Source organism: Streptomyces sp. CLCI03 (assembly GCF_053615355.1).
In genome coordinates this window covers 6,023,885-6,044,713 of the sequence record NZ_CM132132.1, presented here as the reverse complement: position 1 = coordinate 6,044,713, position 20,829 = coordinate 6,023,885, and the positions used below count along the sequence as shown (strand labels likewise).

The 20,829-nt window shown below is 72.9% G+C and carries 17 protein-coding genes; 7 read left to right on the top strand and 10 right to left on the bottom strand.

Annotation, left to right across the window (positions count from 1 at the left end; genetic code table 11):
* Window positions 1-4 precede the first annotated feature (4 nt).
* Complete coding sequence (locus ACWG52_RS27890; RefSeq protein WP_453126264.1) at window positions 5-1,357, bottom strand: helix-turn-helix domain-containing protein; 1,353 nt, start codon at window positions 1,355-1,357, stop codon at window positions 5-7.
* Window positions 1,358-1,534: 177 nt separating this feature from the next.
* Here ACWG52_RS27890 and ACWG52_RS27885 point away from each other — a divergent pair, with 177 nt between their 5' ends.
* Together ACWG52_RS27885 and ACWG52_RS27880 are read left to right on the top strand one after the other, a co-directional pair.
* Window positions 1,535-2,152, top strand: coding sequence for a hypothetical protein (locus tag ACWG52_RS27885; protein WP_389808771.1), 618 nt, complete (start codon window positions 1,535-1,537; stop codon window positions 2,150-2,152).
* Window positions 2,153-2,192: 40 nt separating this feature from the next.
* Entirely contained in the window at window positions 2,193-2,453 is a 261-nt protein-coding gene (locus ACWG52_RS27880; protein WP_389808768.1) for a DUF6343 family protein, read from the top strand.
* Window positions 2,454-2,510: 57 nt separating this feature from the next.
* Here the strand turns inward: ACWG52_RS27880 and ACWG52_RS27875 are convergent, their stop codons facing one another.
* The 4 genes from ACWG52_RS27875 to rpsA all read right to left on the bottom strand — a co-directional run bounded on the left by ACWG52_RS27875 (window position 2,511) and on the right by rpsA (window position 6,336).
* Entirely contained in the window at window positions 2,511-2,927 is a 417-nt protein-coding gene (locus ACWG52_RS27875; protein ID WP_389808765.1) for a tetratricopeptide repeat protein, read from the bottom strand.
* Window positions 2,928-3,039: 112 nt separating this feature from the next.
* Entirely contained in the window at window positions 3,040-3,648 is a 609-nt protein-coding gene (coaE, locus tag ACWG52_RS27870) for a dephospho-CoA kinase (RefSeq protein WP_389808763.1), read from the bottom strand.
* Between the two features lie 31 nt (window positions 3,649-3,679).
* Window positions 3,680-4,618 carry a PAC2 family protein gene (locus ACWG52_RS27865; RefSeq protein ID WP_030762371.1) on the bottom strand — a complete coding sequence of 313 codons (939 nt, stop codon included), beginning with the start codon at window positions 4,616-4,618 and terminating at the stop codon, window positions 3,680-3,682.
* A 209-nt stretch (window positions 4,619-4,827) separates the two neighbouring features.
* Window positions 4,828-6,336 (bottom strand): 30S ribosomal protein S1, encoded by a 1,509-nt coding sequence (rpsA, locus tag ACWG52_RS27860; RefSeq protein WP_030010959.1) that lies wholly within the window; start codon window positions 6,334-6,336, stop codon window positions 4,828-4,830.
* A gap of 353 nt (window positions 6,337-6,689) precedes the next feature.
* Here rpsA and ACWG52_RS27855 point away from each other — a divergent pair, with 353 nt between their 5' ends.
* Window positions 6,690-7,538, top strand: coding sequence for a class I SAM-dependent methyltransferase (locus ACWG52_RS27855; protein WP_389808760.1), 849 nt, complete (start codon window positions 6,690-6,692; stop codon window positions 7,536-7,538).
* A 1-nt stretch (window position 7,539) separates the two neighbouring features.
* Window positions 7,540-10,197 carry an ATP-dependent RNA helicase gene (locus tag ACWG52_RS27850; protein WP_453126260.1) on the top strand — a complete coding sequence of 886 codons (2,658 nt, stop codon included), beginning with the start codon at window positions 7,540-7,542 and terminating at the stop codon, window positions 10,195-10,197.
* On the opposite strand, the gene ACWG52_RS27845 is transcribed toward ACWG52_RS27850, so the two are convergent.
* The 4 genes from ACWG52_RS27845 to ACWG52_RS27830 form a co-directional block, all read right to left on the bottom strand.
* Window positions 10,187-11,179 carry a DUF3068 domain-containing protein gene (locus ACWG52_RS27845; RefSeq protein WP_389808755.1) on the bottom strand — a complete coding sequence of 331 codons (993 nt, stop codon included), beginning with the start codon at window positions 11,177-11,179 and terminating at the stop codon, window positions 10,187-10,189. The genes ACWG52_RS27850 and ACWG52_RS27845 overlap by 11 nt on opposite strands.
* 14 nt (window positions 11,180-11,193) lie before the next feature.
* Window positions 11,194-11,334 (bottom strand): SPW_0924 family protein, encoded by a 141-nt coding sequence (locus ACWG52_RS27840; protein WP_106971437.1) that lies wholly within the window; start codon window positions 11,332-11,334, stop codon window positions 11,194-11,196.
* Between the two features lie 108 nt (window positions 11,335-11,442).
* Window positions 11,443-12,516 (bottom strand): hypothetical protein, encoded by a 1,074-nt coding sequence (locus tag ACWG52_RS27835; protein ID WP_453126258.1) that lies wholly within the window; start codon window positions 12,514-12,516, stop codon window positions 11,443-11,445.
* A gap of 69 nt (window positions 12,517-12,585) precedes the next feature.
* Complete coding sequence (locus ACWG52_RS27830) at window positions 12,586-13,827, bottom strand: lytic transglycosylase domain-containing protein (RefSeq protein WP_453126256.1); 1,242 nt, start codon at window positions 13,825-13,827, stop codon at window positions 12,586-12,588.
* 184 nt (window positions 13,828-14,011) lie between these two features.
* On the opposite strand from ACWG52_RS27830, the gene ACWG52_RS27825 reads away from it, so the two are divergent.
* Window positions 14,012-14,872, top strand: a complete 861-nt coding sequence (locus ACWG52_RS27825) for a DUF4184 family protein (protein WP_389808747.1) — start codon at window positions 14,012-14,014, stop codon at window positions 14,870-14,872.
* A gap of 36 nt (window positions 14,873-14,908) precedes the next feature.
* On the opposite strand, the gene polA is transcribed toward ACWG52_RS27825, so the two are convergent.
* Window positions 14,909-17,563: a DNA polymerase I gene (gene polA / locus ACWG52_RS27820; RefSeq protein WP_390139683.1), complete on the bottom strand. Its 2,655-nt coding sequence runs from the start codon at window positions 17,561-17,563 to the stop codon at window positions 14,909-14,911.
* Window positions 17,564-17,828: 265 nt separating this feature from the next.
* Between polA and ACWG52_RS27815 the strand changes: the two genes are divergently transcribed.
* Together ACWG52_RS27815 and ACWG52_RS27810 are read left to right on the top strand one after the other, a co-directional pair.
* Window positions 17,829-20,099 (top strand): FdhF/YdeP family oxidoreductase, encoded by a 2,271-nt coding sequence (locus ACWG52_RS27815; protein WP_389808745.1) that lies wholly within the window; start codon window positions 17,829-17,831, stop codon window positions 20,097-20,099.
* Between the two features lie 54 nt (window positions 20,100-20,153).
* The gene (locus tag ACWG52_RS27810; protein WP_389808742.1) at window positions 20,154-20,627 is read left to right on the top strand and encodes a PaaI family thioesterase; all 474 of its coding nucleotides are present in this window, start codon (window positions 20,154-20,156) and stop codon (window positions 20,625-20,627) included.
* Window positions 20,628-20,829: the final 202 nt, after the last annotated feature.

Here is a 20,829-nt window from a genome sequence, read left to right as displayed (position 1 = left end):
CGGTTCAGCGGGCCCAGCGGCCCTGCTCCAGCGCGTACCCGTAAACGGGCCGACCGGTGGCGGCGCTGGTGCGCAGCGGCCGCCCGCCGTCGTCGATGCGGAGGGTGCCCGACCCGGACGGGCCGGTCCACCGGAGGTCGAGGGACCAGTCGCAGTCGCAGCCCGTGGTGGCCGCCTCCACCCGCAGGACGACCGGCTCGGACGCCGAGACGCGCAGGGGGAAGGCGGGGGCGGGCAGCGGGTCGCCGCCGTCGTTCCCGGCCACGGGCCGGGCCAGCGGGCGCGGCGCGTCCAGATTGACGGCGAACGCGGCGGGGGTGAGCCCGCCGCCGCAGCCCTGCGACATCTGGTAGACGTGCCAGGCCGGTGGCTTGCGGCGGGCGGCCACCCGTACCTCCAGGTCCTCCAGGACCACGGCGCCCTCGCCCGTGCCGTGCAGGGTCACCTCCACGATCTGCGACCCGGCGTGCACGGCACCCTGCGCCGACGCCCAGGCGGGCGCGTCCGCCTCCACGGGCGGCGGGGACACCGATCCGGGAGCGCGCTCGCTCAGGTAGGCGTGATCGCAGCCGGCGGTCCACACGTGCGACCGCACCGCCGCCTTCAGGGGCACGGCCGGCGCCCGGCCCTGGGTCGACGGTGACACGGAGGTCCCGCCGGGCGCCGAGGCCGTCGCCCCGGTCTCCCCCGCCGAGCCTGCCGAGCCCGCCGAGCCCGCCGGCGATGTCGGCTCCGGTGCGTCCGTCACCGCCGGCGCCGAGGCGGAACCCGACCCCGGGGATCCCGGGGACACCGGAGCACCCGTACCCGCGGTCGCCCCCTTACCGGTACCCGTACTTCCGCCGGCGTGCGGCGCGCCCCGGTCGGGGCCGGCCGCCGCCAGCAGGGCCACGGCCACCGCCCCGGCCGTCACGCCCGCGGCGGCGACCACGGCCGTCCGCCGCCGGTACCAGGCCCCCCGGGCCACCGGCTGCGGCACGGACTCCGGCGCCACCACCACGGTCGGCTCGGGCTCGGGCTCGGGCTCGGGCTCGGGCTCGGCCACAGGCTCCGGCCCCGGCTCCGGCACGGCCACAGGCTCCGGCCCCGGCACCGGCTGTGCCGCGGTTCCGGCGCGCCGCCGCGCGTCCGCCAGCAGCCACGCCCGGTGCAGGTCCACCGCCTCCCCCTGCGTCGCCCCGCAGGCCCGGGCGAAGCGGTCCACCACCGCGAACTCCGCCGGCAGCGCCTCCCCGTTGCAGTACCGGTGCAGTGTCGACGTACTCGTGTGCAACCGGCGCGCCAAGGCCCCGTAACTGAGCCCCGCACGTTCCTTCAGCTCCCGCAACAACCGTGCGAAATCCTCGGCCTCGCTCACGCTCTCCCCCATTCCGCGTCCCGCGACCGCGTTCCATGCATGAGGTGTTCCCCCAGGTGACGGTGCGTACGGCCGTTCCAGCGTCCCGGATTCGCCGCGATCCGTCGCCCGCCACGCCGTTCGGGGAACAGGCTCGTCAGGCACACACCACCACCGCTCTCACGGGGAGAACCGACCATGCTCCGACGTTCCGGCACCGCCACCACCCTCACCACCGCGCTCGTCGCGGCGGCGGCCGCCCTCGTCCTGACCGCCTCCACCTCCGCCGCGGCCGTCACCGCGCCCGGCTTCCTGGCCGGCGCCGATCTTCCGCCGCACCCCAGCTCGCCCTGGTACGCCGGCGCGGTCACCAAGGGGCTGCCCGAGTCCGCGCCGTTCTGTCTGGAGGGCGTCCTTCCGGCGGCGGGCAGCTGGCACCGCGCCTTCGGCACCGAGTACGACACGGGTGCCGTGCAGGTCTCCGTCCGGTCCGCCTCGCCCGCCGCGGCGGCCAAGCTCGCCGGCTCCCTGGAGCGCAAGGTCGCCGCCTGCGCCGCCGACTGGTTGCGCACGACCCCGGGCGGCACCGCCTCCTGGCAGGACTACGGAACGCTCCCCGTCGAGGAGGGCGCGCACGTCTACGGGGTCCACACCTCGATCCCCGAGTCGGAGCCCGGCGTACACCTGTTCGGGATCGGCCGCGACGGTTCCACGGTGACCGTCGTGCAGTGGGGCCAGATGGGCGACCTGTCCCACGCCCCGGTCGCCGACTTCAAGAAGACGACCACCAAGGCCGTCCACAAGCTCAACCCCTGACCCGGAGGGGGTGGGACCATGGACAGGAGAGGCGATGGCCATGCGTTCCGGAAATGAGCCGGTGACCGCGCGCAGTCCGCTGCGGCTGCGGTTCTGGCTGGGTGTCTGGGGGCTGGTCTGGGCTGCCGCCGGCACGGCCTTGTTCTCGCTGGTGGGCCGCCCCGGCTGGGCGGCCGCCTGCGGGGCGCTGGCGGTGGTCGTGGCCGTGGACCTGGTCATGATCGTGCGCCACATCCACCAGGGGCCGCACTACCAGCCCGGCCCGGACATCCCACCGTACGAACCGCCCCACGTTCGGTGAGGCCCCGCGGGCGGTGCGGAGCCTCGCCCGCGGGTGCGGAGCCTCGCCGCCGGTGTGTCAGGCGGGATCGGCTCCGGCCCGGCCCTCCGTGGGCGGGCCCTCGAAGCGGGCCGCCGCCAGGTACTCGGGCCGCGGGTCGAGGGCCGCGGCGAGCCGGAAGTGCCTGCGGGCCTGCTCGGGCCGGCCCGAGCGCTCGAACGTACGGGCCAGCGCGAAGTGCGCGAAGGCGTTGTCCGGCTCGCGTTCGAGCACCAACTCGAACTCCAGCTCGGCCGGTCGTAGTTGCGCCGCCGCGAAGAAGGCCCGGGCGCGCAGCAGCCGCGCCGCCGTGTTCTCCGGGTGCGCGGCTATGACCGAGTCGAGCAGCTTGACCGCGCCGCGCGGGTCGCGGGCGGCGAGCAGCTGCTCGGCGGCCCGGTAGTCGATGACGTGGGTTTCCGGGCTGGACGGTGTGGGGCGCGCGGTCTCGGACACGTTCGAAATCCTTCCCTCTCCGGGCGCGTTCAACGCCCCCGCCCCACCCGCTATTCCATGCACACGTCACGCCGGGCCGGCCGAACCGAGCCGGCCGGTCAGGTCGAGCCCGTCAGGCCGAGCCGCCCGCCGCCCGCGCCGTGAGCTCGTCCCAGACCTTGCGCACCTGCGGTTCCAGCGCCTCCAGCGGCCCGTCGTTGTCGATCACGAGGGTCGCCACCGCGAGCCGCTGCTCCCGGGTGGCCTGCGTGGCCATCCGGGCCCGTGCCTCCTCCTCGGCCATCCCGCGCAGCGCGGTCAGCCGGGCCAGCTGTGTCCCCGGTGTCGCGTCGACCACGACGACCAGGTCGTAGAGCGGCGCCAGGCCGTTCTCCGTGAGCAGCGGTACGTCGTGCACCACGATGGCGTCGGCGCCCGCGGCGGCTTCCAGCTCCGCCGACCGGGCCCCCACCAGCGGGTGCACGATCGCGTTCAGTGTCCGGAGCTTCGCCGGGTCCGCGAACACGATGGCCCCCAGCTTCGGCCGGTCCAGCGTCCCCTCCGCGGTCAGCACCGACTCCCCGAAGGCCGCCACGACGGCCGCGAGCCCGGGTGTACCGGGTTCCACGACCTCGCGCGCGATCCGATCGGCGTCGACGACGATCGCCCCGTACCCCGCCAGCAGTCGCGAGACCTCGCTCTTGCCGGCACCGATTCCGCCCGTCAGGCCTACTTTCAGCATGCCCCGCAGCATAGGGGGCCCCGCCCGTACGTCAGTTCTCGCCCTCGCGCTCGGCGAGGAACCGCTCGAACTCGCGGCCGATCTCGTCCGCCGACGGCAGCTCCGCCGGCTCGGCGATCATGTTCCCGCGGGTCTCGGCCCCGGCGGCCGCGTCGTACTGGTGCTCCAGCCCCTGCACCAGGGCGACCAGCTCCTCGTCGCCCTCCCGGATCTGCCGGTCGATCTCCGTCTGCGTGCGGTGCGCCTCGGTGCGCAGGGCGTGCGCCACGGCCGGCAGGACCAGCCCGGTGGCCGCGGTGATCGCCTCCAGCACGGTCAGCGCGGCGTCCGGGTACGCGGAGCGCGCGACGTAGTGCGGGACGTGCGCGGCGACGCCCAGCACGTCGTGCCCGGCCTGGGCCAGGCGGAACTCCACCAGGGACTCCGCGCTGCCCGGCACCTGGGCCTCGTCGAAGGGACTGCGGTGGCCCGGCATGAGGTCGGTGCGGTTGCCGTGCGGGGTGATGCCCACGGGACGGGTGTGCGGGACGCCCATGGGGATGCCGTGGAAGTTGACCGAGAGCCGGACGCCGAGGCGCTCGACGATCTGTCGGACGGCGACGGAGAAGCGCTCCCACTCCACGTCCGGCTCCGGGCCGGAGAGCAGCAGGAAGGGCGCTCCGGTGGCGTCCTGGACGAGCCGGACCTCCAGCCGGGGCTCCTCGAACTCCGTCCAGTGGTCGCGCTGGAAGGTCAGCAGCGGGCGCCGGGCCCGGTAGTCGACCAGCCGGTCCGCGTCGAAGCGGGCGACCACCTGGTGGGGCAGGGTGTCCAGGAGCCGCTCGACGATCTGCTCGCCGGCCTCTCCCGCGTCGATGTACCCCTCGAAGTGGTACAGCATGACCAGCCCGGCCGAGTCCTGGGCGACCGCCAGGTCGGCCACCGCCAGGCCCTTGGCATCCCATTCGTACAAACCCTGTGGATCAAGCACCGTCACCACTCCTCCTCGCCTCGTTCTCAGCCAAGAACGTCCAAGGCGGCGCGCCCATTCCCCAGTTGGCCGCATTCACAGGAACAGAGTGGATCACTCGGGCGGACCGGGCCGGTGGAACGCGGTAAGGCCCGCCCCCCGAAGGGGACGGGCCTTACCGTTCAACGCGGTTCAGCTCTGCTCACACCGGAGTGTGATGCGCGCTGCGATCAGCTCTGGCCGCCGGCCAGCTTCTCGCGGAGCGCGGCCAGGGCCTCGTCCGACGCCAGGGCGCCGGAGGTCTCGTCCGACTCCGAGGAGTACGAACCACCCGAGATGCCCGCACCGGCGTTGCCACCGGCGGCCGGGGCGGCAGCACCCTCGGCGGCAGCGGCCTCGTCGGCCTCGCGGCTCTTGATGACCTGAGCCTGGTGCTGCTCGAAGCGCTGCTGCGCCTCGGCGTACTGGGTCTCCCAGGCCTCGCGCTGCTTGTCGAAGCCCTCGAGCCAGTCGTTGGTCTCGGGGTCGAAGCCCTCGGGGTAGATGTAGTTGCCCTGGTCGTCGTACGACGCGGCCATGCCGTACAGGGTCGGGTCGAACTCGACCGACGCCGGGTCGGCACCGAAGGACTCGTTGGCCTGCTTCAGCGACAGCGAGATCCGGCGACGCTCAAGGTCGATGTCGATGACCTTGACGAAGATCTCGTCGTTGACCTGGACGACCTGCTCCGGGATCTCCACGTGGCGCTCGGCCAGCTCGGAGATGTGGACCAGACCCTCGATGCCCTCGTCCACGCGGACGAACGCACCGAACGGAACCAGCTTGGTGACCTTACCCGGGACGACCTGACCGATCTGGTGGGTCCGGGCGAACTGCTGCCACGGGTCCTCCTGCGTCGCCTTCAGCGACAGGGAGACACGCTCGCGGTCCATGTCCACGTCGAGAACCTCGACGGTGACCTCCTGGCCGACCTCGACAACCTCGGACGGGTGGTCGATGTGCTTCCAGGACAGCTCGGAGACGTGGACGAGACCGTCGACGCCACCCAGGTCCACGAAGGCACCGAAGTTGACGATCGAGGAAACGACGCCGGAGCGGACCTGACCCTTCTGCAGGGTGGTGAGGAACGTCTGGCGAACCTCGGACTGGGTCTGCTCCAGCCAGGCGCGGCGGGACAGGACCACGTTGTTGCGGTTCTTGTCCAGCTCGATGATCTTCGCCTCGAGCTCCTTGCCCACGTAGGGCTGGAGGTCGCGGACACGACGCATCTCGACGAGAGAGGCCGGCAGGAAGCCGCGGAGGCCGATGTCGAGGATGAGACCACCCTTGACGACCTCGATGACGGTACCGGTGACGATGCCGTCTTCTTCCTTGATCTTCTCGATCGTGCCCCAGGCACGCTCGTACTGAGCGCGCTTCTTGGACAGGATCAGACGGCCTTCCTTGTCCTCCTTCTGGAGAACCAGGGCCTCGATCTCGTCGCCGACCTTGACGACCTCGTTCGGGTCGACGTCGTGCTTGATCGAGAGCTCACGGCTCGGGATCACGCCTTCGGTCTTGTAACCGATGTCGAGCAGGACCTCGTCCCGGTCGACCTTCACGATGACGCCGTCGACGATGTCGCCGTCGTTGAAGTACTTGATCGTCTCGTCGATCGCGGCGAGGAAGGCTTCCTCGTTACCGATGTCGTTGACCGCTACCTGCGGAGTGGTAGAGGTGGTCTCGGTGCTGCTCGTCATGTGGGAAAGGGCTCCGGTTACGGACAGAAAGTCGTAGGTACTGCTACGCCGGGAGCCCTTATCGGCATCTGCCGAAGAAGCCGGACAGCCAAGGAGACCCCCTTCCGCGAAGAGCGGCGGGGCCTCGAAAACCGAGGGGACATCAACAGATGCAAGCGCAGCCTGCTAGGTCTGAGGAGCACAGGCTCGCAGCGCAACTTGTAGCATACGGGGGCAGCCGGACAGGGTCAATGCGCGAAGGCGCACACCCCGGGCGGATCACCGCACAACCGGCACAATTCATGGGCGGGAAGCCCTTCCTGACGCTTCCTGCCACATTCAGAAGACATTCGCAGACTACGACGACGGGCCCCATGAACCAAGAGGACTACGCCTCCGAAGAAGCGTCCGAGGCCGATCCGGTATCCGCGGAGGACCCCGAGGCCACACGGCGTGACGCGGGGGAAGCGGAGAGCAGCCGGGCGAGCCGCAGCTGGTGGGACCGCAACGCCGACGAGTACCAGAACGACCACGGCGCCTTCCTCGGCGACGACCGCTTCGTCTGGGGACCCGAGGGCCTGGACGAGGCGGAAGCGGCCCTCCTGGGCCCCGCCGCCTCCCTCCGGGACAAGGACATCCTGGAGATCGGCGCCGGCGCCGCCCAGTGTTCGCGCTGGCTGGCCGCCCAGGGAGCCCGCCCCGTCGCCCTCGACCTCTCCCACCGCCAGCTGCAGCACGCCCTGCGCATCGGCGACGACCTCCCCCTCGTCGAGGCGGACGCCGGGCAGCTGCCCTTCCGCGCCGGCTCCTTCGACCTGGCCTGCTCCGCCTACGGCGCCGTCCCCTTCGTCGCCGATCCCGTGAACGTCATGCGCGAGGTGCACCGCGTGCTGCGCCCCGGCGGCCGCTGGGTCTTCTCCGTGACCCACCCCGTCCGGTGGGCCTTCCCGGACGAGCCCGGACCCGAGGGGCTGTCCGTCGCCGCCTCCTACTTCGACCGCACCGCGTACGTGGAACAGGACGAGCGGGGCCGCGCCGTCTACGTGGAGCACCACCGCACCATCGGCGACCGGGTCCGCGACGTGGTGGCGGGCGGCTTCCGCCTGCTCGACCTGGTCGAACCCGAGTGGCCGGCGTGGAACAGCCAGGAGTGGGGCGGCTGGTCCCCGCTGCGCGGCAACCTGATCCCGGGCACCGCGATCTTCGTCTGCGAGCGCGACTGACGTGATCCGTACCGCCGCCCTCGACGCCCTGCCCGTACGGGAGGCCGTGCCCGCGCTGATCTCGGCGCTGGACGACCACGGCACGGCGGTGCTCTGCGCCCCGCCCGGCACCGGCAAGACCACGCTGGTGCCGCTGGTCCTGGCCGGCCTGGTGGGTGGCGGGCCGCGACGCCGGGTGGTCGTCGCAGAGCCCCGGCGGATCGCCGCCCGGGCCGCGGCGCGCCGGATGGCCTGGCTGCTGGGCGAGCAGGTCGGCGGGGCGGTGGGCTTCACCGTGCGCGGGGAGCGGGTGGTCGGCCCGGACACCGTCGTCGAGGTGGTCACCACCGGGGTGCTGCTCCAGCGCCTGCAGCGCGACCAGGAGCTGACCGGGGTCGACGTGGTGATCCTGGACGAGTGCCACGAGCGGCACCTGGACGCCGACACGGTCGCCGCCTTCCTCCTCGACGTACGCGAGACCCTGCGCCCGGAGCTGCGGCTGGTGGCGGCCTCGGCGACGACGGACTCGGCCGGCTGGGCGCGCGTGCTGGGTGGTGCTCCGGTGGTGGAGGCCGCGGGCGTCTCGTACCCCGTGGAGACGGTCTGGGCCCCGCCGGCCCGGCCGGTGCGGCCCCCGCACGGCATGCGGGTGGATCCGGCGCAGCTGACGCACGTGGCCTCGGTGGTGCGGCGGGCGCTGGCGGAACGCGCCGGTGACGTGCTGTGCTTCCTGCCCGGCGTCGGTGAGATCGCCCGGGTCGCCGGACAGCTGGGCGGGGTGGACGCCGAGGTGCTGCAGATCCACGGCCGGGCCCCGGCGGCGGCGCAGGACGCGGCGCTCTCCGTGGCCGATCACCGCCGGGTGATCCTGTCCACCGCCGTGGCCGAGTCGAGCCTGACCGTCCCCGGGGTGCGCGTGGTGGTGGACTCCGGGCTGGCCCGCGAGCCACGGGTGGACCACGCGCGGGGCCTGGGCGCGCTGGCGACCGTACGGGCGTCCCGCGCGGCCGGGCGACAGCGGGCGGGCCGGGCCGGGCGCGAGGCACCGGGTGCGGTGTACCGCTGCTGGGCCGAGGCGGAGGACGGTCGGCTGGCCGCGTTCCCCGCGCCGGAGATCCGCGTCGCCGACCTGGCGCAGTTCGCCCTGCAGGCGGCGTGCTGGGGCGATCCGGACGCGGCCGGGCTGGCCCTGCTGGACCCGCCGCCGGCCGGGGCCATGGCGGCGGCCCGCGAGGTGCTGGTGGCCGTCGGCGCGGTGGACCCGGCCGGCGGCGTCACCGCGCGCGGCCGGCGGATGGCCCGGCTCGGGCTGCACCCGCGGCTGGCCCGGGCCCTGCTGGACGGCTCGGCCGCGCTCGGTGCCAGGCGGGCCGCGGAGGTGGTGGCCCTGATCAGCGAGGAGCCGCCGCGGGAGTACGGGGACGACCTGGCCGGCGCGTGGCGGCGGGCCCGCGCGGGCGGCGACGGCTACGCGGCCCGCTGGCGCACGGAGGCCCGCCGCCTGGAACGAGCCGCTGCCGAACGCGACCCTGCGGGGGCTCCGCCCCCGGACCCCCGCGCCTCGAACGCCGGCGGGGCTGATTCTTCAGCCCGTCCGGCGTTCGAGGAGCACGGCCCCGGGCGGAGCCACGATCTTTCAGCCTCGCCGGCGCTTGAGGCGCGGGGTTCGGGGCGGAGCCCCGGCAGCGGGGCCGCACCCGACGACGGCGCCGCCGGGCTGATCGCGGCCCTGGCCTTCCCCGAGCGGGTCGCCAAGGCCAAGGGTTCGGGATCCTTCCTGATGGCCAACGGCACCGGGGCCGAGGTGGGCGACGGCTCGGGCCTGCGGCAAGCACCCTGGCTGGCGGTCGCCGTCGCCGACAGGCCCCCGCACTCCGCGTCCGCCCGGGTCCGGCTGGCCGCGGTCCTCGACGAGGACACCGCCCGCGTCGCCGCCGGGCACCTGCTCACCGACGGCGAGGAGGTCCGCTGGGAGGACGGCGACCTCGTCGCCCGCGCCGCCGAGCGCCTCGGGGCGATCGAGCTGGCCGTACGTCCGTTGCGCGGCCCCGACCCCGCGCTCGTACGGGCCGCCCTCCTCGACGGGCTGCGCTCCGAGGGGCTCGGCCTGCTGCGCTGGTCCCCGGACGCGGTGACGCTCCGGTCCCGCCTCGGGTTCCTGCACCGCACGCTCGGCGGCGCCTGGCCCGACGTGGCCGACGACCGGGCCCTGCTGGAGCGCGCCGACGCATGGCTGGAGCCCGAGCTGTCCCGGGCCCGGCGCCGCGCCGACCTCGGGCGGATCGACGCCGGGCAGGCCCTGAACCGGCTGCTTCCGTGGGCCACCGGGGAGGCCGTCCGGCTGGACGAGCTGGCTCCGGAACGCCTGGAGGTGCCCAGCGGGTCCCGGATCCGGTTGGACTACTCCGCGGAGCACGGCCGGCCGGTGCTCGCGGTGAAGTTGCAGGAGCTGTTCGGGCTGGCCGAGACCCCGCGGGTGGCGGGCGTACCGGTAGTGGTGCACCTGCTGTCGCCCGCCGGGCGGCCCGCCGCCGTCACCTCCGACCTCGCCTCCTTCTGGCAGGGCGGCTACCGGGCCGTGCGCGCGGAGCTGCGCGGGCGCTACCCCAAGCACCCCTGGCCGGAGGACCCGGCCACCGCCGAACCCACCCGGCACACCAACGCCCGGCTCAGGCGCTGACCCCGTCCGACCCCGCGGCGCCCGCCTCCCGGACGCGGCGGCCCCGGGCCTCCAGCCACAGGGCCACGGCGAGCAGGACGAGCCCGCCCGCGGCCAGACCGATCGGCGCGTAGGTGTGCAGCGCGAGGACCTTCGTACGGTTCGCCTTGACGAGGTCGACCGTGTGGTCGGAGTAGTCCTCGCGCATGGTGACGTGTCCGGCGAAGGCGGTGAGTTTGCCGTCGGGGCCGCCGGCGGCGATGCCGCCGCGCATCTCCTGCTGGATGTCCTGCTCGGCGTTGACCGGGGCGCCGGTCACCGGGTCGACCCAGAACTTCGCCTTGACCGTGTACCAGAGGGTGGTGCCGGTGGCCGCCTCGATCGTCGCCGGGTCGATGCCCTCGATCGGCATCTTCTTGGGCATGGGGACCTTGGTCCAGGGGACGGTCTGCTCGAAGTAGTAGACGTCCATGCCTTTGAACGTGCGCGGTCCGACGTAGTGGATCGGTGAGGAGGTGCGGGTCTGCGCGTCGAAGTACAGGTAGTCGCGCGGCTCGGTGAAGAAGGGCCATTTGAACTCGATGCCCTCGCGCTTGACGGGGTCCCCGTCGACCATCTCCCCGGTGGCGTGGACCGGGTCCTGGGTGTGTGCGTCGAAGATGTAGCGCTCGGGGATCTGGGAGACCATCTTCCCGTCCGGGCCGATGATGTAGGAGAGCGTGTCCCAGACGACGACGTCCTTGCCCGCGCTCGCCTCTATCTCCTCGGACGCCTCCACGTTGCCCTTGAGGGTCTGGACGATGGTGACCTTGTCGACCTTCTTGGGCTGCATGCCGCCGGTGTAGTCGAGGAGCGTCGCGTCCTTCGCCTCCAGGACCATCTCCTGGTACTGGTTCGGCGGGATCTTGGCGAGGCGGGGGTACGCGTACCAGCGCAGCAGTGGTGCGAGGGCTGCGCAGAACACGGCAAGGGCCAACAGGACAAGGCTCGCTCTGCGTCGCACGGCCGGGCCCTCCTCTACTTTCCGGGCGCGGGGGGCGCGGTGGTGAGCAGGGGCTTGGGTGAGGTCTCGCCTTCGGGCACCCCGAACGCCGTGATGGCGAACACGAGGGCCAGCGCGGCCGCGAGGCCGATGACGGCGGCGACGAATGCGCGCATGCCGGGGCTCCGAAATCTGATGAGGCGTCAGAGATGGGGCACCGTAGCAACGCGGGGACGAGATGAGAACCGTTCGGCGCGATCCGCGGGACGCGGGCTCCCGCCCGGCTAACAGGGGCGGCCGCCGAGGCGGTCGTGGATCGCGCGCAGCCAGGGTTCGCGGACGGCGGGCAGTCGGGACAGGGTGCGCAGGAGGACACGCCGGTCGGGGCGGAAGGCTCGCCAGGGGTGCTGGGGCAGCGGATCGTCGCGCAGGATCCCGTCGGGAAGCAGGCCGGGCGCGGGAACCAGCCGACGGTCGTCGTGGAAGGCCAGGTACGTCCAGACGTCGGCGGCCAGCGGCACGGCCTCGGGGGTGCCGGCCGGCGGCTGCCAGGCTTCGCCCGTCTGCGGGTGCTGCGGGACGAGAACGATGTCGGTGGCCGGGGCGGTGGGGGCGGCGGTGGCGTGGGTCGGCAGGCCCGGTCCGGCCAAGGCCAGGGCGAGGGTCTTCTCGGCCGGCGCGGTCGGGAGCAGTTCGTCGAGCGCGCGACCGAAGGTCGTCGTGAGGAGGCCGGCGGGGACACCGACGCGGTTGCCGCCCGAGGCGGCCAGGAGGTGGGCCAGGGCGACCGCGACGGCCGCCTCCCAGTGCGGGCTCCAGCCGCCGGGGGGTTCGATCGGCGGCGCGGACCGACGGTCGCGGGTGAGCTCCGCCCAGTCGGCGGTCGGGTCGGGGCCGCCGGAGGGGATCGCGTGCACGGCGGTCGGGTCGAGCCGCACCACTTGCCAGAGCGTGCAGTCGTCGACGCGGGTGGCCACCGCCCGACCGCAGTCCGCGCAGGCCAGGTTGGGGCCGGCTCGCCCGTCCAGGCCCAGGCAGTAGCCGTCGCAGCGCTCGGGGATCAGCACGGTGCCGCGGGTGTCGCCGGGCGCGACGAGGATCGCGCCCGCCGGTCCGAAGGAGAGGGAGGGGACCGGGGCGAAGACGCCGCGGGCGGCCGCCTCGTCGGCCCCGATCGCGTCCCACAGCAGCCGGGGCGGGCCGGAGGGCTCCGGGTCGACGGCGTAGGTGCCTTGTTCCATCAGGGCGGGCAGCAGGTCGTGGCCGTAGTGCTGGTGGGTGCGGGCGGGGAGCGCGACCCGCGTCAGGGAGTCGGTCAGCCCGGCTCCGCACCCCGCGCATACGAACACCTCGGCCATGCACCCTCCCCGCCCCCTGAACAGCGGGAATTATCAGGGGCGGTTGATCGGCCGCCAACTCCTTCTGCCCTACGGGGTACCGGTCGCGCTCGCGCTCGGCGTCGGCGTCCGGCTCGGCGTCGGCGTCGGCGTCGGACGCGGGGTCGGCTTGGAGCTCGCCGTGGGGCTGGGCTTCGGCGACGGCGTCACGGTCGGACTGGGCGTAGGAGTGGGGGTGGGCGTAGGAGTGGGTGTGGGGGGCGGAGTGGGCGTAGGCGTCGGCGTGGGCTTCGGGTCCGGCGTCGGAGTGGGCGTGGGAGTCGGCGTCGGGGTCGGCGTGGGGGTGGGGGTCGGCCTCGGATCCGGCGTCGGAGTGGGAGTCGGGGTCGGGGTCGGCCTCGGATCCGGCGTCGGCTTCGGAGTGGGGCTCGGGGGATTTGTCGTGGGCGCGCCCGGGCCCGTACCGGGTCGGTCCGGAAGCGCGTGCGTCCCCTTCAGGTAGTACGTGAACCAGGACCGCACCGTGCGCAGGTACTCCGTGGACCGGTTGTAGGAGAGCACGGCCCGGTCGAGGTCCGCGTCCACCCGCAGGTCCCTGCTCCCCGCACACAGGTACCGGGCGGCCGCCAGGGCCGCGTCGTGCACGTTGTTCGGGTCGCGCCGGCCGTCGCCGTCCGCGTCCTGGCCCCACGCGGCCCAGGTGGAGGGGATGAACTGCATCGGCCCGACCGCCCGGTCGTAGCGGGAGTCGCCGTCGTAGGCTCCGCCGTCCGTGTCGGAGATGTTCGCGAAGCCGTTGCCGTCGAGCACGGGTCCCAGGATCGGCCGCAGTGTGGTCCCGGCCGGGTCGACCTGCCCGCCGCGTGCCTGTCCTGACTCCACCTTGCCGATGGCCGCGAGGAGTTGCCAGCGCAGTCCGCAGCCGGGGTCGCTCTGCCCCACGGTCTTCTCCGCGCGCAGGTACGCGGCGAGCACGCTCGCCGGTATCCCCTGGGCCCCTTCCGCGGGCCCGGTCACGACCTGTTCCGCTGCGGTGGCCGCGGGGGCCGTCGGTGCCTGTGCCGGTGGCTGCGGCTGCCCCTCGTCCGGCAGCAGGACGTCCGGTGGCCGCGGGCTCACCAGTGGCGGGAGTTCGGTGAAGTAGGCGGAGTCGCCGCCTGCCGTGTCCGCGGCGCGCGGCGGCTGCGCGAGGTTCTCCCCGGCGACGGAGAGCCGGTCGGTGCTCCCGTCCGCCGGCGCCTGGGACGCGGTCACGGCCGCGACCACCAGAGCGGAGACCAGGGCGGCCGTCGTTCCCCTGCGCAGCCTGCGTCCGAATATTCGAGCCGACATGAGTCGGACCCCTCCCCCTCGACGTCCGCGTGACCCTACGTCAACTCCCTGCACACAGCACGCAAGGTGGCCGTGATTTCACCGGATCCCCACGTCCCGGGGCAGCTCACGCATACTGTCTGGACCCTTCGGGAGCATTGGCCCGAAGTAAGGGACGCTCACAGGAACACGCAGGAGAGGTGTCATGCCGTTCACTCTCAGCCACGCGGCCGCCGTACTTCCGGCCATCCGTCGGACCGGGCGTGCGCGGGGCCCCCTCGTCGCCTCGGCGCTCGTCCTCGGGTCGTTCGCGCCGGACACCTTCTACTTCACGGACGCGATCGTCGAAGGCGTCCTGACGTACGGGGCCTTCACGCACTCGCTGCCGGGGGTCGTCACCCTGGACGCCGTGCTGACCGCCGTCCTCGTGGGCTTCTGGCTCCTCCTGCGCGAGCCGCTGATCGCGCTCCTGCCGCGCGACTGGCGCGGCCGGGTGTACGCGTTCGTGCGGGGCGAGGTGTGGCGCGAGCGGTCCCGACGGGCGGCGCTGCTCTGCTGGTTCTACGTCTCGGCGGTCGTCGGGTCCCTCACCCACGTGGGGTGGGACAGTTTCACGCACAACGACCGCTGGGGCACGAACGCGCTGCCCGATCTCGCCGTGCCGCTCGTCTACGGTCTGCCGGGTTACTCCTTCCTCCAGTACGGCACTTCGGCCGTCGCCGCGTGCGCCCTGCTCTGGTTCACGGTGACCGCGCTGCGCCGGCTGCCGGCCCTCCCGGCTCCCGCGTCCGTGCCGGTGCTCTCCCGCGCGGAGCTCTGGGGTGCGCTCGCCCTGCTCGTGGTGTGCGTGGCGGCCGGGGCCACCCGGCGCGTGTTCCGCTTCTTCGACTTCTTCGACCGGATCCGTACGCCGCTCGACATCATCCCGACCATCTGTTTCGGCGCGGGCGGCGGACTGATCGTGGCGCTGCTGGTGTACGGGGTCCTCGTACGGCTGCGACACCGGCGGGACCGGACCGGGCGCCCTGCGGACGAGGAAACACGGACGCCCGTCCCCACCGCCTGAGCGGTCGGAACGGGCGCCGGGTCCGTCGTACGGCGATCAGTGCGCGGCGGACTCCCAGTCCGCGCCGACGCCCACCGACACGTCCAGCGCGGCCCGCAGCTCGACGGCGGCGCCCATCTCGCGCCGCACCAGCTCCTCGACCTGCTCACGCTCGCCCGGGGCGATCTCCAGCACGATTTCGTCGTGGACCTGGAGCAGCATCCGCGAGCGCAGGCCGGCCTCGGCGATCGCCTTGTCCACGCGCAGCATCGCGACCTTGACGATGTCGGCGGCGGTGCCCTGGATGGGGGCGTTCAGCGCCATCCGCTCGGCGGCCTCGCGGCGCTGGCGGTTGTCGCTGTTGAGGTCGGGCAGGTACCGGCGGCGGCCGAAGATCGTCGCCGTGTATCCGGTGGCGCGGGCCTCGTCGACGACCCGGCCGAGGTAGTCCCGGACCCCGCCGAACCGCTCGAAGAAGGTCTCCATCAGGCCGCGCGCCTCGGCGGGCTCGATGTTCAGCTGCTGGGCGAGACCGAACGCGGAGAGCCCGTAGGCCAGTCCGTAGGACATGGCCTTGATCTTGCGGCGCATCTCGGCGTCGACCGCGGACCGCTCCACGCCGAACACCTGGGAGGCGACGGTGGTGTGCAGGTCCTCGCCGGTCGCGAAGGCCTCGATCAGACCCTCGTCCTCGGAGAGGTGGGCCATGACGCGCAGCTCGATCTGGCTGTAGTCGGCGGTCATGAGGGACTCGTAGCCCTCGCCGACGACGAAGCCGCGGCGGATGGCGCGGCCCTCGTCGGTGCGCACCGGCACGTTCTGCAGGTTGGGGTCGGTGGAGGACAGCCGGCCGGTCGCGGCGACGGTCTGGCTGAAGCTGGTGTGCACCCGGCCGTCGGCGGCGATGGTCTTGACGAGGCCCTCGACGGTGACGCGCAGCTTGGCCTGCTCCCGGTGCCGCAGCATGATCACCGGGAGTTCGTGGTCGGTCTGCGTGGCCAGCCAGGCCAGCGCGTCCGCGTCCGTGGTGTAACCGGTCTTGGTCTTCTTCGTCTTCGGCAGGTCGAGCTCGCCGAAGAAGACCTCCTGGAGCTGCTTGGGCGAGCCGAGGTTGAACTCGTGGCCGACGGTGGCGTGCGCCTCCTTCACGGCCTGCTGCACGGCTCCCGCGAACTGCTGCTCCATGGCCTCCAGGTGGTCGCGGTCGGCGGCGATGCCGGACCGCTCCATCCGGGCGAGGAGTTCGGAGGTGGGCAGCTCCATGTCGTGGAGCAGCTCCGCGGCGCCCACCTCGGCGAGCTTGTCCGTGAAGGCGTCGCCCAGGTCCAGGACGGCGCGGGCCTGTGCCATCAGGGCCTCGGCCTCGGCGGTCTCGTCGGCGCCGAAGGCCAGCTGGCCGTCGGCGGCGGCGGGCGCCAGCTCGCGGTGCAGGTACTCCATGGACAGGGCGTCCAGGGCGAAGGACCGCCGGCCCGGCTTGACGAGGTAGGCGGCGAGCGCGGTGTCCATGGAGACGCCGGCGAGGGTCCAGCCGTGCTCGGGGAAGACCCGCATCAGGCCCTTGGCGTTGTGCACGACCTTGGGCCTGGCCGCATCGGCCGTCCAGGCGGCGAAGGCCCGCTCGTCCGCCTCGTCGAGGTCGGCGGGGGTGAACCAGGCGGCGGCGCCGCCGGCCGCGGCCAGCGCGATCTCGGTGACATTGCCCTGGCCCAGCGCCCAGCTGTCGACGGTCGCGATGCCCAGCGGGCCGCCGGCGTGGCTCTCCAGCCACGGCGCCAGCTCGCCGGTGCCCAGCACCGAGGCGTCCAGTTCCACACCGGCCGCCGGGACCGGGGCCTCCTCCACGGCAGCGCCCGGGTCCACGGCGAGCAGGCGCTCGCGCAGCGAGGCGTTGCGGATCTCCAGCACGTCCAGCACGCCGAGCATCGCGGTCCGGTCGTAGGGGGCGCGGACGAGGTCGGCGGGGGTCTTGGGCAGCTCCACGTCCTTGACCATCTCGGTCAGGACGCGGTTGAGCTTGACGGCCTCCAGGTGGTCCCGGAAGTTCTGCCCGGCTTTGCCCTTGACCTCGTCGGCACGCTCCACGAGCTCCGCGAACGACCCGAACTGGGTGATCCACTTGGCGGCGGTCTTCTCGCCGACGCCGGGGATGCCCGGCAGGTTGTCGGACGGGTCGCCGCGCAGTGCCGCGAAGTCCGGGTACTGCTGCGGGGTGAGCCCGTACTTCTCCTCGACCTTCTCCGGGGTGAACCGGGTGAGCTCGGAGACGCCCTTGGTCGGGTAGAGCACGGTGGTGTGCTCGGAGACGAGCTGGAAGGAGTCCCGGTCACCGGTGACGATCAGGACGTCGAAGCCGGCCGCCTCGGCCTGCGTCGCCAGCGTCGCGATCACGTCGTCGGCCTCGAAGCCGTCGACGGCGAACCGCGGCACGTGCATCGTGTCGAGCAGCTCGCCGATCAGCTCGACCTGCCCCTTGAACTCGTCGGGGGTCTTGGAGCGGTTCGCCTTGTACTCGGGGAACTCCGTCGAGCGCCACGTCTTGCGGGAGACGTCGAACGCCACCGCGAAGTGCGTGGGCGCCTCGTCGCGCAGCGTGTTCGCGAGCATCGACGCGAACCCGTAGATGGCGTTGGTCGGCTGCCCCGTCGCGGTCGTGAAGTTCTCCGCGGGCAGCGCGAAGAACGCCCGGTAGGCCAGGGAGTGCCCGTCCATGAGCATCAGGCGGGGACGGTCCGCTGCGGGCGGCTGGTCGGTCTTCTTCGCTGATGAATCTGCCACGCACCGATCCTAGGCGCCCCCACCGACAATTCCGGCCCGTCGTCTCCCCCGGCGCATCCTCCCCACCGGACGCCCCCGGCGCACCCGGTCGGGGCCCGATGAGCACCGGACCGCCCTCCCCGGATTCCGTGGTCCGTGCAAGGATCGAAGGACGCGGCCACACGTGCTGCATACGTACGTACGCTCGAAGGGGAGCGCGATGGCGACCAAGCCGCCCACAGGCGATCCGGTACAGGACGCACCGCAGGTCACACCGCCCAAGCACGCGGCCGCGGGCCTGCCGGCGATCGGGCACACCCTGCGGATCGCCCAGCAGCAGATGGGCGTGGCCCGGACCGCGCGCACGCTCCTCAAGGTCAATCAGAAGGACGGCTTCGACTGCCCGGGCTGCGCCTGGCCCGAGGGCGACAAGCGGCACACGGCCGAATTCTGCGAGAACGGCGCCAAGGCCGTCGCGGAGGAGGCCACGCTGCGCCGGGTCACCCCCGCGTTCTTCGCCGCGCACCCGCTGCCCGATCTGGCCACGCGGTCCGGCTACTGGCTGGGGCAGCAGGGCCGCATCACCGAGCCGATGTACCTCCCCGAGGGCGGCGACCGGTACGAGCCGGTCAGCTGGGAGAAGGCCTTCGCGATCATCGCGGAGGAGTTGACCGCCCTCTCCTCCCCCGACGAGGCCCTCTTCTACACCTCGGGCCGCACCAGCAACGAGGCCGCGTTCCTCTTCCAGCTCTTCGCCCGCGAGTTCGGCACCAACAACCTGCCGGACTGCTCGAACATGTGCCACGAGTCCTCGGGCTCCGCGCTGACCGAGACCATCGGCATCGGCAAGGGCAGCGTCTCCCTCGAAGACCTCCACCAGGCCGACCTGATCATCGTCGCCGGGCAGAACCCGGGCACCAACCACCCGCGCATGCTCTCCGCCCTGGAGAAGGCCAAGACCGCCGGCGCGAAGATCATCTCGGTGAATCCGCTGCCCGAGGCCGGGATGGAGCGGTTCAAGAACCCGCAGACCCCCGTCGGCATGCTCAAGGGCACCGCCCTCAACGACCTCTTCCTGCAGATCCGCATCGGCGGCGACCAGGCCCTGTTCCGCCTCCTCAACAAGCTCGTCATCGAGACCGAGGGCGCCACCGACGAGACCTTCATCCGCGAGCACACCCACGGCTACGAGGAACTCGTGGCCGCCGCGAAGGAAGCCGACTGGGACGAGACCCTCACCGCGACCGGCCTGACCCGCCCCGAGATCGAGCGGGCGCTGGCCATGATCCTGGCCTCCGAGCGCACCATCATCTGCTGGGCCATGGGCCTCACCCAGCACAAGCACGCCGTCGCCACCATCCGCGAGGTCGTCAACCTGCTCCTGCTGCGCGGCAACATCGGCCGCCCCGGCGCCGGCGTCTGCCCCGTCCGCGGCCACTCCAACGTGCAGGGCGACCGCACCATGGGGATCTTCGAGCGCCCCGCGCCCGCCTTCCTCGACGCCCTCGACAAGGAATTCGGCATCACCTCGCCGCGCGGGCACGGCTACGACGTGGTCCGCTCCATCCAGGCGATGCGTGACGGCGAGGCCAAGGTCCTCTTCGCGATGGGCGGAAACTTCGTCGGCGCCACCCCCGACACCGAGGTCACCGAGACCGCGATCCGCCGCACCGCGCTGACCGTGCACGTCTCCACCAAGCTCAACCGCTCCCACGCGGTCACCGGCCGGCGGGCCCTGATCCTGCCCACCCTCGGCCGTACCGACAAGGACGTCCAGGCGAGCGGCAAGCAGTTCGTGACCGTCGAGGACTCCATGGGCATGGTCCACGCCTCTCGCGGCAACCTCGCCCCCGCCTCCCCGCACCTGCTCTCCGAGCCCGCGATCGTGGCCCGCATGGCCCGCGCGGTCCTCGGCGCGGCCTCCGCCACCCCGTGGGAGGAGTTCGAGCGCGACTACGCCTCGATCCGCGAACGGATCTCCCGCGTGATCCCCGGCTTCGAGGACTTCAACGCCCGCGTCGCCCGCCCCGCCGGCTTCCAGCTCCCGCACGCCCCGCGCGACGAGCGCCGCTTCCCGACGAAGACCGGCAAGGCCAATTTCACGGCCGCGCCCGTGGAGTACCCGCGCGTCCCGGCGGGTCGGCTGCTCCTGCAGACCCTGCGCAGCCACGACCAGTACAACACCACCATCTACGGGCTCGACGACCGCTACCGCGGCATCACCGGCGGTCGCCGCGTCGTCATGGTCAACCCCGAGGACGCCGCCGAGCTGGGCCTGGCCGACGGCTCCTACACGGATCTGGTGAGCGAGTGGAAGGACGGCGTGGAGCGGCGCGCGCCCGGCTTCCGCGTCGTGCACTACCCGACGGCCCGCGGGTGCGCGGCCGCGTACTACCCGGAGACCAATGTGCTGGTCCCGCTGGACTCGACCGCGGACACCAGTAACACCCCGGCCAGCAAGTCCGTCGTCGTGCGCTTCGAACCGGCCTGATAGAACGACCTCAGGACAAGACGGTTAACGATCGTTGACGAACGGAGCCTGACCATGGGCGAGCAGCACGCAGTGAAGTTCCCGCAGGGGGTCCTCGACGAGTACGCGGCCCTGGGCATCGACCTGCCCTCGCTGTTCTCGGCGGGACACCTCGGCGAGCGGATGGACATCCGCATCCTGGAGGCCTCGGCCGACCGCGTCGTCGGCACCATGCCCGTCGAGGGCAACACCCAGCCGTACGGGCTCCTGCACGGCGGGGCCTCCGCCGTGCTGGCCGAGACCCTCGGCTCGGTCGGCGCCATGATGCACGGCGGCATCACCAAGATCGCCGTCGGCGTGGACCTGAACTGCACCCACCACCGGGGCGCCCGCTCCGGCATCGTCACCGGCGTCGCCACCCCGGTCCACCGCGGCCGCTCGACGACCACCTTCGAGATCGTCATCACCGACGAGCAGGACAAGCGGATCTGCACCGCCCGCCTCACCTGCCTGCTGCGCGACGCCGACCAGGCCGCCGCGGGCGCCTGATCCCCCGGCGGCCGGCCCCCGGGCACCGGCCGCCCGGCCTCGCCACCGCACCCCCGCACGACCCGACAGGCCCGGACCCCGCCCGGACGGCGGCGGATCCGGGCCTCCGTGCGTTCCCGGACGGCACCGCGTCCGTCAACCGCCCGGAATCCGCCAGTCCGCACGCTTCGCGGCGACATCTGTTGTGTCACCGATGGTCACG